We start from the raw sequence: 13869 nt of genomic DNA on the forward strand, positions 1-13869 counted from the left end.
GGTTAGGACAGAGCCGGGCAGTCCCTGGGCAGTGGGACGTGAGGTGGACCCGGGAACGCGCGGGATCCGACGGGGGCCAACGGGAACTGTGTTCCCGCAGGTCAGTGGCTGAACCGCGCGCGCCCCCGCAGGTAGCGCCGTAGCGCCGGAAATCCCGGTCAGTAGTACCAGGGGAACGGCGACCAGTCCGGCTCCCGCTTCTGCAGGAACGAGTCCCGCCCCTCGACCGCCTCGTCGGTCATGTAGGCCAGCCGAGTCGCCTCCCCGGCGAACAGCTGCTGGCCGACCAGCCCGTCGTCGGCCAGGTTGAACGCGTACTTCAGCATCCGCTGCGCGGTCGGCGACTTGCCGTTGATCTCGGTCGCCCACTGCAGCGCGGTGGCCTCCAGCTCGGCGTGCGGCACCACCTCGTTCACCGCGCCCATGTGGTGCATCTGCTCGGCGGAGTAGGTCCGGCCGAGGAAGAAGATCTCCCGCGCGAACTTCTGCCCCACCTGCTTGGCCAGGTAGGCCGAGCCGTAGCCACCGTCGAACGAGCCGACGTCGGCGTCGGTCTGCTTGAACCGGGCGTGCTCGGCGCTGGCCAGGGTCAGGTCGGCGACGGCGTGCAGCGAGTGTCCGCCGCCGGCGGCCCACCCGTTGACGACCGCGATGACGACCTTCGGCATGAACCGGATCAGCCGCTGGCACTCCAGGATGTGCAGCCGTCCGGCGCGGCCCTGCTCGACGGTGTCCGCGGTGTCCCCGGACGCGTACTGGTAGCCGGTGCGGCCCCGGATCCGCTGGTCACCGCCGGAGCAGAAGGCGCGCTTGCCGTCCTTGGGCGACGGCCCGTTGCCGGTCAGCAGGACGCAGCCGACGTCGGCGCTGGTGCGGGCGTGCTCGAGTGCGGTGAACAGCTCGTCGACGGTGCCGGGCCGGAAGGCGTTGAGCACCTCCGGGCGGTCGAACGCGATCCGCACCGCACCGGTGGACACCGCGCGGTGGTAGGTGATGTCGCGGAAGGCGAACCCCTCCACCGGCTTCCAGGCGTCGGGATCGAAGGTCTCGGAGACGGGCATGGGCCCGAGCCTAGGTGTCGCTCAGTCCCGGACCCGCGAGGCCAGTGCCCGGGCCACGGCGAGCGCGATGCCGTCGATCGGCCCGTCCTGCGCGCACCACACCTCGGACAGCACACAGACGGCGAATCCCCAGGCCAGGGTCCGGTCCTGGTCGAGGTCGAGCACATCGGCGAGTTGTTCGACCCGGGCGGGTGCCCGCCGGGCCGGCTCGGCCGGGTCGGCGTCGAGCGGGTTGTACAGGATCTGTCCGCAGTCGTGGCCCGGATCGCCGGTCCGGCCGTGCGGGTCGATCGCCGGCCAGGGTTCGCGGGTCGCGGCGAGCACGTCGCCGGGGAAGCGGCGCAGGTGCTCGGCGAACGCGGCCTGGTCGGAGCGGACGTGCTCCGGCCCGTCCGGGATCGGTGCCCGGTGCAGCTCCCGCAGCCGGTCGGCGATCACCGCGGTCGCCTCGGCGTCCGGCGGCGCGCCGAGATCGGTGCCGGGCACGGCGCGTTCGAGCAGCAGCGCCCCGCGGGCGGCGTCCGACCACAGCAGCCGGACGGCGCCGTGGCCGTCGTAGGCACGCAGCGCGGCGATCTCGGCGTCGAGATGACCGTCCGGCACACCGGCCTTGAGCACGCCCGGGCCACCGTCGGGCAGGGTGACCGCCCGGACCGCGTGGAACGACTGCGGCAGCACCGGCCCCGGCACCAGGCCGAGCTCGCCGACCAGGCCGGCGACCAGGTCGTCCAGGCCGTTCAGCCAGGTCCGCCCGGCGTCGCCCCAGGTCCGTGTGACGGTGCGGTGCAGCGGATCGGACGCATCGGTGGGCATCGGGATCTCCTCCCACGAACGGACGTGTCGCGGCAAGGCGACAACAGCCGGGGCGCACGTCGCCGGATGCCACATCCCGAGCGGCGGGGCAGACTCGGGGGCTCCGGTGCCCGATGCCGCGCGACCCAGGAGGAGTCCATGACGATCCCGTCCGTCGACCTGACCGAGGAGACGATCTTCACCTGGGGTGCGCCGCCCCTGAAGTTCGGTGCCGGAGCGATCGACGAGATCGGCTTCGAGATGACCGGGTACGACGCGGGCCGGGTGCTGATCGTGACCGACCCCGGCGTGCGCGCGCTGGGGATCCCGGACCGGATCGCCGAGTCGCTGCAGCGCTACCGGATCTCCAGCGAGATCTTCGACGGCGTGCACGTCGAGCCGACCGACGACTCGATGACCAAGGCCACCGAGTACGCCAGGGCGCAGGGCCCGTGGGACGGCTTCGTCGCCGTCGGCGGCGGCTCCGCGATCGACACCGCGAAGGCGATCAACCTGCTGACCAGCGGCCCCGGCGAGCTGATGGACTACATCAACAAGCCGATCGGCAACGCGAAGGCGCCCGAGGGGCCGCTCAAGCCGCTGATCGCCGTCCCGACCACGGCCGGCACCGGCTCGGAGTCCACCGCGATGTGCGTGCTGGACGTGCTGTCGATGAAGGTCAAGACCGGGATCAGCCACTGGCGGCTGCGCCCGACCCTGGCGGTGATCGATCCGCTGCTCACGATGTCGTTGCCGCCGGAGGTCACCGCGGCGTCCGGGATGGACATCGTGTGCCACGCGGTGGAGTCCTACACCGCCCGCTGGTACACCACGTTCGACCGGAAGAAGCCCGAGGAGCGGGTCACCTACTGCGGCTCGAACCCGGTGTCGGACCTGTGGTGCGAGAAGGCGATGACGCTGCTGGCGCGCTCGTTCCGGACGGCCGTGCACCACGGCGCGCAGGACGTCGAGGCGCGCTCGGACATGATGATGGCGGCGACCTTCGCCGGGATGGGCTTCGGCAACTCCGGGGTGCACATCCCGCACGCCAACGCCTACCCGATCGCCGGGATGGTCCGCGACTTCCGGCCCTCCGGCTTCCCGCAGGACGAGCCGATGGTGCCGCACGGCATGTCGGTGTCGCTGACCGCGCCGGAGGCGTTCCGGTTCTCCTTCTCCTCGGCCCCGCAGCGGCACCTGAAGGCCGCCGAGCTGATGGACCCGGGCGCCGACCGGCGCAACGACGAGCGCGAGCAGCTGCCCGGGGTGCTGATCGACCTGATGCGCGACATCGGCATCCCGAACGGGATCGGCGGGGTCGGCTACACCGAGGCGGACGTGCCCGACCTCGTGCCGGGCACGATGAAGCAGCAGCGGCTGCTCGCCACCTGCCCGCGCACCCCCACCGAGGACGACATCGCCGGCATCCTCACCCGCTCGGTCGAGAACTGGTGAGGGCGGGGCGCGTCACGGCGCGATGAGCTCGACGCGGGGGAAGTACGTCCGGTAGCGCGTGGCGTCCCGGGTGAGCAGCCGGTGTCCGCGGACGGCGGCGTGCGCCCCGATGTAGAAGTCGGGAAGCGGGGAACGCCGCTCGCCGCCCCGGCGGCGGTAGGCGAGGAACGCCTTCCCGGCCACGAATCCGGCCTGCCACGGCAGGTCCTCCCTGCCGAGCGCGGAGGGCGGTACCGCCTCGTCGAGATCCTCCACCCGCCCGAACCCGGTGGAGATCTCGGCGTAGATCAGCGGATTGATCATGACCGGTCCGTCGTCGACGGCGTCGGCGAGCGCCGTCGAGGACCAGTCCGCCCATCGCGGATCGTCGGTCAGGACGTCGAGCAGCACGCTCGAGTCGACGAGCGTGGCGGGCCCGGTCACGGCTCGCGCAGCAGGCCGAGCAGCTCGTCGGTGCTCAGGCCGGTGTCCGCGCGGCCCCGCATCCCCCGGACGAGCCGCCGCCCCCTGGTCGGTGCGTCCTCGGTCCGGACGATGCACAGCACCCCGTCGCGCTCGACGACGTCGATCTCGTCGCCTTCGTGCAGGCCGTGCCGGTGGCGCAGCTGCGCCGGGATGGTCACCTGGCCCTTGCTGGTGAGGCGCACCGCAACCTCCGGAATGGTCGAGACCTGCCGGATCGAGGTCTCCGACGTATGACTGCTCCCACGTCATACTACGCCGCAGGCGGTAGCGTCGCGGGCGTCCCGAACTGCTGGGAGGAGCTCCGTGAGCACCGCTGCGCGCCCCACCACCGCGTACCGCACCCTCGAGAACGACCTGCGTGCCGCCGTCGGCGGCGAGATCCGGTTCGACGCCGCCAGCCGCGCCATGTGGTCGGCCGACGCCTCGAACTACCGCGGCGTCCCGATCGGGGTGGTCGCGCCCCGCGACGCGGACGACGTCGAGGCGGCGATGGCGGTCTGCCGGGAGCACGGCGTGCCGGTGCTGCCGGTCGGGTCACGCACCTCGATCGCCGGGCAGGCGGTGAACACCGCGGTCGCGCTGGACTTCCGCACGCACATGGACGCGATCCTGTCCGTCGACCCGGACGCCCGGACCGCGACCGTGCAGCCCGGCGCGGTGTGCGACGCCGTCCGGGACGCCGGCCGGCCGCACGGCCTGACGTTCGGCCCGGACCCGTCCACGCACAACCGCTGCTCGATCGGCGGGATGATCGGCAACAACGCCTGCGGCTCGCACTCGGTGGCCTGGGGCAAGACCGTCGACAACGTGCACGCGCTCGACGTGCTGACCTACCGCGGCGAGCGGATCACCCTCGGCGGCTCCGGCACCGAGTCCGGCGCGATCCCAGACGCGCTGCGCCGGCTCGGCGCCGAGCTCGCCCCGGAGATCGACGCGCACGTCCCCGAGCTGACCCGCCGGGTCTCCGGCTACAACCTCGACCAGCTCGTCCCCGGGAACGTCAACCTGGCGAAGGCGCTGGTCGGCACCGAGGGCACCTGCGCCACGATCCTGGCCGCGACCGTCGATCTCGTCGAGTCGCCGCCGGCCCGCGCGCTGGCCGTGCTCGGATTCCCGGACGCCTATCACGCCGCGGACAACGTGATGATCGTCCGCGAGCAGCGGCCGCTCACCATCGAGGGGATGGACGCCGGGCTGATCGCCTCGCTGCGCGCGCTGCGGCCGAACGAGACGACCAGCCGGATGCTGCCCGAGGGCAAGGGCTGGCTCTACGTGGAGACCGGCGGCGAGGACCGCGCGGCGGCCACGGCGGCGGCGCAGGCCGTCGTCGCCGCGATGACGCCGTACACCACCGGTGCCGTCGTCGTCGCCGAGCCGAAGGAGATGGCTGCGCTGTGGCGGGTCCGCGAGGAGGGCGCCGGGCTGGTCACCCGTTCGCCGGAGGGCGGCGAGGCCTGGCCGGGCTGGGAGGACGCCGCCGTCCCGCCCGAGAAGTTCGGCGCCTACCTGCGCGAGTTCGACAAGGTGCTGGAGCGGCACGGTCGCAAGGGCATCTACTACGGCCACTTCGGCGACGGCTGCCTGCACGTCCGGATCGACTTCGACCTGCTCACCAAGCCCGGGATCGCGAACTTCCGGGAGTTCATGACCGACGCCGCGGACGTCGTCGTCGCGCACGGCGGGTCGCTGTCCGGGGAGCACGGCGACGGCCAGGCCCGCGCCGAGCTGCTGCCCCGGATGTACCCGCCGCAGATCATCGCCGGGTTCGAGCGGTTCAAGGAGATCTGGGACCCGGACGACCGGATGAACCCGGGCCGGGTCGTCCGGCCGGCCACGATGGACGAGAACCTGCGCACCTGGGTCGGCATGCCCACCATGCCGGACGAGCCGAAGCTCGCGTTCGGCCACGACCGCGGCAGCTTCCACCGGGCCACCCGGCGCTGCCTCGGCGTCGGCAAGTGCGCGATCGACACCGGCTCCGGCGTGATGTGCCCCAGCTGGAACGTCACCCGCGAGGAGAAGCACTCCACCCGCGGCCGGGCCCGGCTGCTGTTCGAGATGGCGAACGGCGAGGTGATCACCGACGGCTGGCGCTCCGACGAGGTCGCCGAGTCGCTGGACCTGTGCCTGTCCTGCAAGGGCTGCAAGTCCGACTGCCCGGTCGGCGTCGACATGGCCGCCTACAAGACCGAGTTCCTGGCGAACCGCTACCACCGCCGGATCCGGCCGCGCGCGCACTACTCGATGGGCGCGCTGCCGCGCTGGCTGCGGACCGCCGGGGTGCTGCCCGCCGCGCTGGTCGACGGGATCAACCGGCTCGCCCGGGTGCCGGCGCTGGCGCGGGTCGCGAAGCGGATCGGCGGGATCGACGCCCGCCGGGACATCCCGCCGATCGCCCGCGAGACCTACACCTCCCGGGCCGCCCGCGGCGCCCCGATGTCCGCGGTGCCCGATCTCGGCGTCGAGCCGGGCTCGCGCGGCCCGCTGCTGCTGTGGACCGACACCTTCACCGACCACTTCGACCCGGACGTCGCCGCCGACGCCGTCGCCGTGCTCACCGCGCTCGGCTACCGGGTGGAGCTGCCGTCGCGCACCGTCTGCTGCGGCCTGACCTGGACCTCCACCGGGCAGGTCACCGCGGCCCGCCGGGTGCTGGCGCGCAGCCTGCGCGCGATCGGCCCGGCGCTGGACGCCGGCGTCCCGGTGGTCGGGCTGGAGCCGTCCTGCACCGCCGCGCTGCGCAGCGACGCCGCCGAGCTGCTCCCCGACGAGCCGCGGGTGAAGCTGGTCGAGCAGCAGGTGTCGACGTTCGCCGAGCTGCTCGCCCGGCACGCCGACGAGCTGTCCGCGGCGGCCGGCACCGGCAACGGCGCCGCCCTGGTGCAGATCCACTGCCACCAGCACGCCGAGCTGGGCAGCGAACCGGACCGCGCGGTGCTGGGCGCGCTCGGCGTGGACGCCACCGTGCTCGACTCGGGCTGCTGCGGGCTGGCCGGGAACTTCGGCTTCGAGGACGGCCACTACGACGTGTCGATGGCCTGCGCCGAGCGCGCCCTGCTGCCCGCCGTCCGGGCCGCAGGCGACGCGGTGGACGTGCTCGCCGACGGGTACTCCTGCCGCACCCAGGTACGCCAGGCCGGGGAGCGGGAACCGGTGCACCTGGCCCAGATCGCGCACCGCGCGCTGCGCGGGTGAGCGCCCGGCTGCTCGGCACGCTCGGCGTCGCCGGCGCCGTGCTGTCGGTGCTCCTGATCGGCGCCCAGCACCTGGCCGATCCGTCGATCGACCCGGTCCGGAGCACGATCAGCGCCTACGGCCTCGGCGGCTTCACCCCGCTGTTCGACGCCGGCGTGCTCGCCCTCGCGATCGGCTCGGCCTGCGTGCTGGCCGGCGGCGTCCGGACCGGGCTGGTACCGGTCCGCTCGGCGGCCGCCGCCGGGTTCGCGACGTGGGTGGCCGCGCTGCTGCTGGTGGTCGCCTTCGAGAAGGTCGACTGGTCGGTCGGGGCGACCCCGTCCGGGCTGGTGCACCTCTACGCCGGGCTGGTCGCGTTCGTCGCGCTGCCGGTCGCGGTGGGTGCCCTCGCCCGGCTCCGGTGGGGGCCCGGCTGGCCGGTGCTCGCCGCGGCCGCCGCGGTCGCCGCACTGCTGTGGTTGTCCCCCTTCGTGATCGGCGTGGTGTCGGCCCCGTGGACCGGTGTCCCGTGGTGGCGGTTCGTGCCGATCGGGTTGGTCCAGCGCGGTCTCGCGCTGACCGAGGTCGTCGCCGTCGTGATCGTGGCACTGTGGGTGCGGACACGGGAGACGGCCGAGCTGGAGGGGGCGCGATGAGCGACGACCGGCGGGCGCTGGTCCTGGGTGGCGGCGGGGTGACCGGTGTCGCCTGGATGTACGGGCTGGTCGCCGGACTGGCCGCGAACGGCGTCGACCTGGGCCGGGCCGATCTCGTCGTGGGGACCTCGGCCGGATCGGTGGTGGGCGCCAACCTGGCCGCCGGCCGGGACCCGCAGGCGTTGCTGGAGTCCCAGCTCGCACCGCCGACCGGGGAGGTCGCCGCGCAGCTCGGGATCCGGGCCGCGGCCCGGATCGGGATCGCGGCGCTGGCCGGCCCGCGCGACGCCGAGCGGGTCCGCGCCCGGCTCGGCCGGATGGCGCTGGCCGCCGACACCGGCCCGGAGTCCGAGCGGCTCGCGGTGATCGAGTCCCGGCTGGCGGGCGTCGACTGGCCCTCCGGGGGCGACCTGCGGGTCACCGCGGTGGACGCGCGCACCGGCGCGTTCCGGGTCTTCGGCCGCGACGACGGCGTCCCGCTCGCCACCGCGGTCGCCGCGAGCTGCGCCGTCCCCGGCGTGTGGCCGCCGGTCAGCGCCGCGGGCACCCGCTGGATCGACGGCGGCGTCCGGTCCACCGCGAACGCCGACCTGGCCGCCGGGTACGGCCGGGTCGTCGTCCTCGCGCCGCTGGGCGGATCCATCGGCGGTGCGGCCCGGCCCCGGGCGCAGGCCGAGGCGCTGGCGGCGCTGGCCCGGGTGGCGTTCGTCGAGCCGGACCGCAGGTCCCGCCGGGCGTTCGGCCGCAACGTCCTCGATCCGGCCCGCCGGGCCGGATCGGCGCGGGCCGGGCTGGCCCAGGCCGCGTCCGTCGCCGCGGAGGTCGCCCGGGTCTGGGCCTGAGTATTCCCGGCTGAGAGCAGTCCGACTCGCGGGCATGGCCGGCCGGTGGCGTGGGTAGCCCGGACACATGTCTGTTCCCACCATCAAGCTGAACGACGGCCGCGAGATCCCGCAGCTGGGCTTCGGTGTCTTCCAGATCGAGGCCGGGCACACCGCGGAGAAGGTGAAGGCGGCCCTGGACGTGGGCTACCGGCACATCGACACCGCCCAGATGTACGGCAACGAGGAGGGCGTCGGGCAGGCGATCGCCGACTCCGGGATCCCGCGCGACGAGCTGTTCGTCACCACCAAGCTGAACAACGACGGGCACGGCCGCGCCGAGGCCGTCCGCCGGCTCGACGAGAGCCTGGCCCGGCTCGGGCTGGACCACGTCGACCTGTACCTGATCCACTGGCCGCGGCCCGGCGAGAACCGCTACGTCGAGACCTGGCAGGGCCTCGAGGACGCCCGGGACGCCGGCAAGGTCCGCTCGATCGGCGTCTCGAACTTCCAGATCCCGCACCTGGAGCGGCTCGCCGCGGAGACCTCGACGGTGCCGGCCGTCAACCAGATCGAGTTCCATCCGCAGCTGGTGCAGCGCGAGCTGCGCGAGTACCACCAGCAGCACGACATCGCGACCGAGGCGTGGAGCCCGATCGGCCAGGGCAAGGGCCTGCTGGAGGCCCCGGAGCTGGCCGAGCTCGCCGAGCGGCACGGTCGCTCGGCCGCCCAGGTCGTGCTGCGCTGGCACATCCAGCTCGGCAACATCGTGTTCCCGAAGTCGAACAACCCGGACCGGATCCGGGAGAACTACGAGATCTTCGACTTCACCCTGTCCGACGACGACATCGCGGCGATCGAGAAGCTGCACACCGGCACCCGGATCGGGCCGGACCCGGACACCTTCGGCTGAGCACTCACGCCCCGGGGTAGGGGGCGGCCGCGCGGGCCTGCGCCAGCGCGGCCGCCCACCAGGCGAGGACGTCGAGGACCAGCTTGGCCTGCGTCTCGGCGGCCGGGTCGTCCGGGCGCCCGTCGTCCCAGTGCAGGTAGTACTCGCCGAAGCTCAGGCCGTCGCGCACCGGGACGGCGTGCAGCTCGGCCAGGACGTTCTCCAGGTGCAGCACCGCGTGCCGGCCGCCGGACGGGCCGCCGTACGACGCGAACGCCACCGGCTTCGCCGTCCACTGGGTGAAGTGCCAGTCGATCGCCGCCTTCAGCGAGGCCGGGTAGCTGTGGTTGTACTCCGGCGTCACGATCAGAACGGCGTCCGCCGCCTCCAGCGCGTCGGTCAGCCGGGCCATCCCGGGCGGGCGCGGGTGCGCGCCGGCCTTCGGCGAGAGATCGGGCAGCGCGAGCGGCAGGTCGACGTCGGCGAGATCGACGACGTCGACATCGAACCCGCCGTGCGCCCGGGCACGGTCGGCGACCCAGGACGCCACGACCGGTCCGAACCGGCCGTTCCGGACGCTGCCGACGACGATGAGCAGTGACGATGTGGTCATGGACCCACGGTGGGCCCGGCCCGGGGCGCCGGGGAGACCGTGCCCGGGCCGGCCCCGGCAGGGCCACCCTCCGGGACCGGTGCCGACGTAGCCTCGGACGGGTGGCCGGATCCCCGCTGGGCGAGTTCCTCCGGACCCGGCGGGACGGCGCCCGGCCGGGCGACTTCGGGCTGCCGCTCGGCCCCCGCCGCCGGGCCCCCGGGCTGCGCCGCAGCGAGCTCGCCGCGCTCGCCGGGATCAGCGTCGAGTACCTGGTCCGGATCGAGCAGGGGCGGGACCGGCACCCGTCGTCGGCGGTGGTGCACGCGCTGGCCGACGCGCTGCGGCTGGACGCGGCCGACCGCGAGCACCTGCGGCACCTCACCAAGGTCACCGACGGGTCGGAGTGCCTGGCCGGGTCGCCCGTCCCGCGCGACGGCGTCCGGCCGGGCGTGCAGCGCCTGCTCGACCTGGTCGAGCCCGGCGTCGCGCTGGTCACCGACCGGCTGGGCACCGTGCTCGCGCACACCAGGGCGTTCGCCGCGCTGGCCGGCGCCTCCGGCCTGCTCGACGACCCGCGGCCCAGCCTGACCCGCTACCTGCTCGTCGACCCGCGGGCCCGGGAGGTCTTCCCGGACCGGGACCGGCTCGCCGACGAGCAGATCGCGCAGGTGTGGCTCGGCCCGCCGCCGGAGCAGCTGGACGGGTTCCGCGCCGGGCTGCCCGCCGCGGCGCTGGCCGAGCTCGACGACCGCCTCGCCCGGCACCCGCGAGGTGCACGGGGGGTCCTGCGCTGGCGTCATCCGGCGGGGGAGCTGCGGCTGGACCGGGAGATCCTCGAGCTGCCCGCCGACGACGGCCTGCAGCTGACCGTCCTGCTGCCCGCCGACGACCGGTCCGACGAGGTGCTGCGCGCCGTCGTCCGGGAGCGCGGCCTGCGGGTTGTGACGTAGAGCACATTCGATGTTCCCCGAGCGCACGGGCCCATCGGCGACCCGAACGGGGCCGGTGCCCGGGTGCCGCGGTGGACGCGACCGGCCGCATCCGTACGGTGGGGACGATGTTGGCGATCACCGAGAACGCTGCCGAGGCCATCAAGACCCTGAGCACCGACGCGGAGCTGCCCGAGGAGGGCGGTCTCCGGATCACCGCTCCGGACCCGGAGCAGGGCCTGGAGCTGGCGCTGGCCCCGACCGGCGACGCGCAGGACACCGTGCTCCGCGGCGAGGGCATCACCGTCTTCCTGGAGCCTGCCGCGGCCCAGATGCTCGACGACAAGGTGCTCGACGTGCAGCCGGTCCAGACCGACGCGGGCGAGCAGGAGCTGCGCTTCGCGATCGTCGCCCAGGGCGACGCCGAGGAGCCGGCCCAGAGCTGACGCCGCCGGGCGGGGCCCTGCCCGGATCAGGACTCCAGCAGGGCCCCGTCGCGGACCTCCCAGCGGCGGGTGGCGCGCACCGTGTCGAGCATCCGCCGGTCGTGGGTGACCAACAGGACGGTCCCGCCGAACCCGTCGACCGCCTCCTCCAGCTGCTCGATCGCGGGCAGATCGAGATGGTTGGTCGGCTCGTCGAGCACCAGCAGGTTCACCCCGCGGGCCTGCAGCAGGGCGAGTGCGGCGCGGGTCCGCTCGCCGGGTGACAGCGACGCCGCGGGCCGCAGCACCGCCTCGGCGCCCAGCGCGAACTTCGCGAGCAGCGTCCGCACCTCCGACTCCGGCCAGTCCGGCACCTGCTCGCCGAACGCGCGCAGCAGCGCGTCGTCGCCGAGGAACGCCCCGCGGGCCTGGTCGATCTCCCCGACCAGCACCCCGGAGCCGAGCCCGGCCGAGCCGGACTCCGGCTCCAGCCGCCCGAGCAGCGCGGCCAGCAGGGTCGACTTCCCGGCCCCGTTCGCGCCGGTGACGACCACCCGGTCGGCCCACTCGACCTGCGCGGTCACCGGGCCGAGCACGAACCCGCCGCGGCGCAGCACGGCGCCGTCCAGCCGGGCGACGACCGAGCCGGAGCGCGGCGCGGACGCGATCGTCATCCGCAGCTCCCACTCCTTGCGCGGCTCCTCGACGACGTCCAGGCGCTCGATCGCGCGCTCGGTCTGCCGGGCCTTCGCGGCCTGCTTCTCGCTGGACTCGGCGCGCAGTGCGCGCACGTTCTTGTCCGGGTCCTTCGTCTTGCGCCGGGCGTTGCGCACGCCCTGGGCCATCCAGTTCCGCTGCATGACGGCGCGGTCCTTCAGCGACGACAGCTTGTCGGAGTACTGCTCGTAGGACTCGCGGGCGTGCCGGCGGGCGGTCTCCCGTTCCGCCAGGTAGGACTCGTAGCCGCCGTCGTAGATCCCGATCCGGTGCTGCGCCCGGTCCAGCTCGACGATCCGGTTCACCGTGCGGGACAGGAACTCCCGGTCGTGGCTGACGAGCACGGTCGGGGTCCCGCCGCGCCGGCCGAGCGCGCCGACGAACGCCTCCAGCCGGGCCAGGCCGTCCAGGTCGAGATCGTTGGTCGGCTCGTCGAGCAGCAGCAGGTCGTAGCGGGACAGCAGCAGCGCGGCCAGGTTGGCCCGGGCCGCCTGTCCGCCGGACAGCCCGGTCATCGGTGCCTGCGGGTCGATCGCCAGGCCGACCTCGCGCAGCACGTCGCCGGAGCGCTCCTCCATGTCGGCGCCGCCGAGTGCCAGCCAGCGGTCCAGCGCGGTCGCGTACCGGTCGTCGGCGCCGGGGACGCCGTCGCCGAGCGCCTCCGCCGCTGCGTCCATCGTGGACTGTGCGTCGGCGACGCCGGTGCGGCGGGCGAGGAACCCGGCCACCGTCTCGCCGGGGCGCCGGTCCGGCTCCTGGGCGAGCAGGCCGACGGTCGCGTCCGGCGGGGCGAGCGTCAGCGTCCCGGCGTCCGGTGCCCGGGAACCGGCCAGGATCGACAGCAGGGTGGACTTCCCGGCGCCGTTCGCGCCGACCAGGCCGATCACGTCGCCCGGGGCGACGACCAGGTCGAGGCCGGAGAACAGGGAACGGTCGCCGTGCCCGGCGGCGAGGCCGGAGGCGTGCAGGGTGGCGGTCATCTCCCGCGGAACGTTACCCGCAGGCGCCGCGCGTGATCACGGATCGGGCACCGATCCGGTCGCCCGGCGACCGGCCCGGTTCCCGATCCGTGATCACCGGGCGCGGCCGGTCAGAGGTGCGCGGCGAGGAGGCGGTGCAGGGCCTCCCAGTGCCGCTGCTCGGCGGCCGCGTCGTGGGCGGGGGTGTCGGCGACGGCGAAGCCGTGCGCGGCCGGGTAGATCTCGACGGTGTGCTCGACGCCGGCGTCGCCCAGCGCGGCCTCGAGCCGGGCGCGCTGCTCGTCGGGGAAGCCGCGGTCGTTCTCGGCGCCCGCGACGTACACGGTCGCCCGGATCCGGTCGGCCAGCCGGTGCACGCTCGCCGGGTCGTCGGTCGCGACGTTCCCGGCGTGGAACGACGCCGCCGCGGCCACCCGCTCCGGCTGGGTGCCCGCGGTGCGCAGGCTCATCACCCCGCCCATGCAGTAGCCGGTGACCCCGATCCGGGGGCCGGCCACCTCGGGCCGGTCGAGCAGCGCGGTCACCCACGCCTCGGCGTCGACGGCGACCAGCCGCGGCTCCAGCGAGCCGACCATGCCCATCAGGCGTTCCCGCTCGGCGTCGTCGGCGAAGACCGTCGACATGTCGAACGGGGCCCAGTCGCCGTGCCGGTGGTAGACGTCGGGCAGCAGCACCGCGAAACCGAGTGCCGCGAGGTGCGCGGCCATGTCGTGCATGGCCCTGCGCACCCCGCCCGCGTCGACGTAGAGGATCACGCCGGGCCAGGGCCCGTCGCCGTCGGGGGTGTGCAGCGACGCCGGGGCGTCGCCGTCCGGCGTGGCGATCGTCAGGTCGGTGCGTGGCATCGGTCGGCTCCCGGGGGACGGAGATCGGGTGGTACCCGTTCTACGCCCCCGGGAGCCGGGCC

General features: G+C 74.4%; 14 protein-coding genes. 7 read left to right on the forward strand and 7 right to left on the reverse strand.

Going from position 1 to position 13869, the window contains the following annotated elements:
- Window positions 1-158: 158 nt before the first annotated feature.
- Together ABD160_RS26080 and ABD160_RS26085 are read right to left on the reverse strand one after the other, a co-directional pair.
- Window positions 159-1061 (reverse strand): 1,4-dihydroxy-2-naphthoyl-CoA synthase, encoded by a 903-nt coding sequence (locus tag ABD160_RS26080; protein ID WP_344027081.1) that lies wholly within the window; start codon window positions 1059-1061, stop codon window positions 159-161.
- A gap of 21 nt (window positions 1062-1082) precedes the next feature.
- The gene (locus ABD160_RS26085; protein WP_344027083.1) at window positions 1083-1874 is read right to left on the reverse strand and encodes an aminoglycoside phosphotransferase family protein; all 792 of its coding nucleotides are present in this window, start codon (window positions 1872-1874) and stop codon (window positions 1083-1085) included.
- Between the two features lie 138 nt (window positions 1875-2012).
- On the opposite strand from ABD160_RS26085, the gene ABD160_RS26090 reads away from it, so the two are divergent.
- Window positions 2013-3308, forward strand: coding sequence for a hydroxyacid-oxoacid transhydrogenase (locus ABD160_RS26090; protein WP_344027084.1), 1296 nt, complete (start codon window positions 2013-2015; stop codon window positions 3306-3308).
- 12 nt (window positions 3309-3320) lie between these two features.
- Here the strand turns inward: ABD160_RS26090 and ABD160_RS26095 are convergent, their stop codons facing one another.
- Window positions 3321-3731: a type II toxin-antitoxin system VapC family toxin gene (locus tag ABD160_RS26095; RefSeq protein ID WP_344027086.1), complete on the reverse strand. Its 411-nt coding sequence runs from the start codon at window positions 3729-3731 to the stop codon at window positions 3321-3323.
- Window positions 3728-3955, reverse strand: a complete 228-nt coding sequence (locus tag ABD160_RS26100; protein WP_344027088.1) for an AbrB/MazE/SpoVT family DNA-binding domain-containing protein — start codon at window positions 3953-3955, stop codon at window positions 3728-3730. The genes ABD160_RS26095 and ABD160_RS26100 overlap by 4 nt, the downstream gene beginning before the upstream one ends.
- 121 nt (window positions 3956-4076) lie before the next feature.
- Between ABD160_RS26100 and ABD160_RS26105 the strand changes: the two genes are divergently transcribed.
- The 4 genes from ABD160_RS26105 to ABD160_RS26120 all read left to right on the forward strand — a co-directional run bounded on the left by ABD160_RS26105 (window position 4077) and on the right by ABD160_RS26120 (window position 9337).
- Window positions 4077-6968 (forward strand): FAD-binding and (Fe-S)-binding domain-containing protein, encoded by a 2892-nt coding sequence (locus ABD160_RS26105; protein ID WP_344027090.1) that lies wholly within the window; start codon window positions 4077-4079, stop codon window positions 6966-6968.
- Window positions 6965-7603 (forward strand): DUF998 domain-containing protein, encoded by a 639-nt coding sequence (locus ABD160_RS26110; RefSeq protein WP_344027092.1) that lies wholly within the window; start codon window positions 6965-6967, stop codon window positions 7601-7603. The genes ABD160_RS26105 and ABD160_RS26110 overlap by 4 nt, the downstream gene beginning before the upstream one ends.
- Window positions 7600-8445, forward strand: coding sequence for a patatin-like phospholipase family protein (locus ABD160_RS26115; RefSeq protein WP_344027094.1), 846 nt, complete (start codon window positions 7600-7602; stop codon window positions 8443-8445). The genes ABD160_RS26110 and ABD160_RS26115 overlap by 4 nt, the downstream gene beginning before the upstream one ends.
- A 67-nt stretch (window positions 8446-8512) precedes the next feature.
- Complete coding sequence (locus ABD160_RS26120; protein WP_344027096.1) at window positions 8513-9337, forward strand: aldo/keto reductase; 825 nt, start codon at window positions 8513-8515, stop codon at window positions 9335-9337.
- Between the two features lie 4 nt (window positions 9338-9341).
- Here ABD160_RS26120 and ABD160_RS26125 read toward each other — a convergent pair whose 3' ends face one another.
- Complete coding sequence (locus ABD160_RS26125) at window positions 9342-9929, reverse strand: NADPH-dependent FMN reductase (RefSeq protein ID WP_344027099.1); 588 nt, start codon at window positions 9927-9929, stop codon at window positions 9342-9344.
- Between the two features lie 101 nt (window positions 9930-10030).
- Between ABD160_RS26125 and ABD160_RS26130 the strand changes: the two genes are divergently transcribed.
- Both ABD160_RS26130 and ABD160_RS26135 read left to right on the forward strand, forming a co-directional pair.
- Window positions 10031-10861, forward strand: a complete 831-nt coding sequence (locus ABD160_RS26130; protein ID WP_344027100.1) for a helix-turn-helix domain-containing protein — start codon at window positions 10031-10033, stop codon at window positions 10859-10861.
- Between the two features lie 107 nt (window positions 10862-10968).
- Window positions 10969-11286, forward strand: a complete 318-nt coding sequence (locus ABD160_RS26135) for an adhesin (RefSeq protein WP_344027102.1) — start codon at window positions 10969-10971, stop codon at window positions 11284-11286.
- 26 nt (window positions 11287-11312) lie between these two features.
- On the opposite strand, the gene ABD160_RS26140 is transcribed toward ABD160_RS26135, so the two are convergent.
- Window positions 11313-12962: an ABC-F family ATP-binding cassette domain-containing protein gene (locus tag ABD160_RS26140; RefSeq protein WP_344027104.1), complete on the reverse strand. Its 1650-nt coding sequence runs from the start codon at window positions 12960-12962 to the stop codon at window positions 11313-11315.
- A 110-nt stretch (window positions 12963-13072) separates the two neighbouring features.
- Window positions 13073-13807 carry a dienelactone hydrolase family protein gene (locus tag ABD160_RS26145; RefSeq protein ID WP_344027106.1) on the reverse strand — a complete coding sequence of 245 codons (735 nt, stop codon included), beginning with the start codon at window positions 13805-13807 and terminating at the stop codon, window positions 13073-13075.
- Window positions 13808-13869: the final 62 nt, after the last annotated feature.

The sequence above is a fragment of the Pseudonocardia kongjuensis genome (assembly GCF_039526905.1).
GTDB lineage: Bacteria > Actinomycetota > Actinomycetes > Mycobacteriales > Pseudonocardiaceae > Pseudonocardia > Pseudonocardia kongjuensis.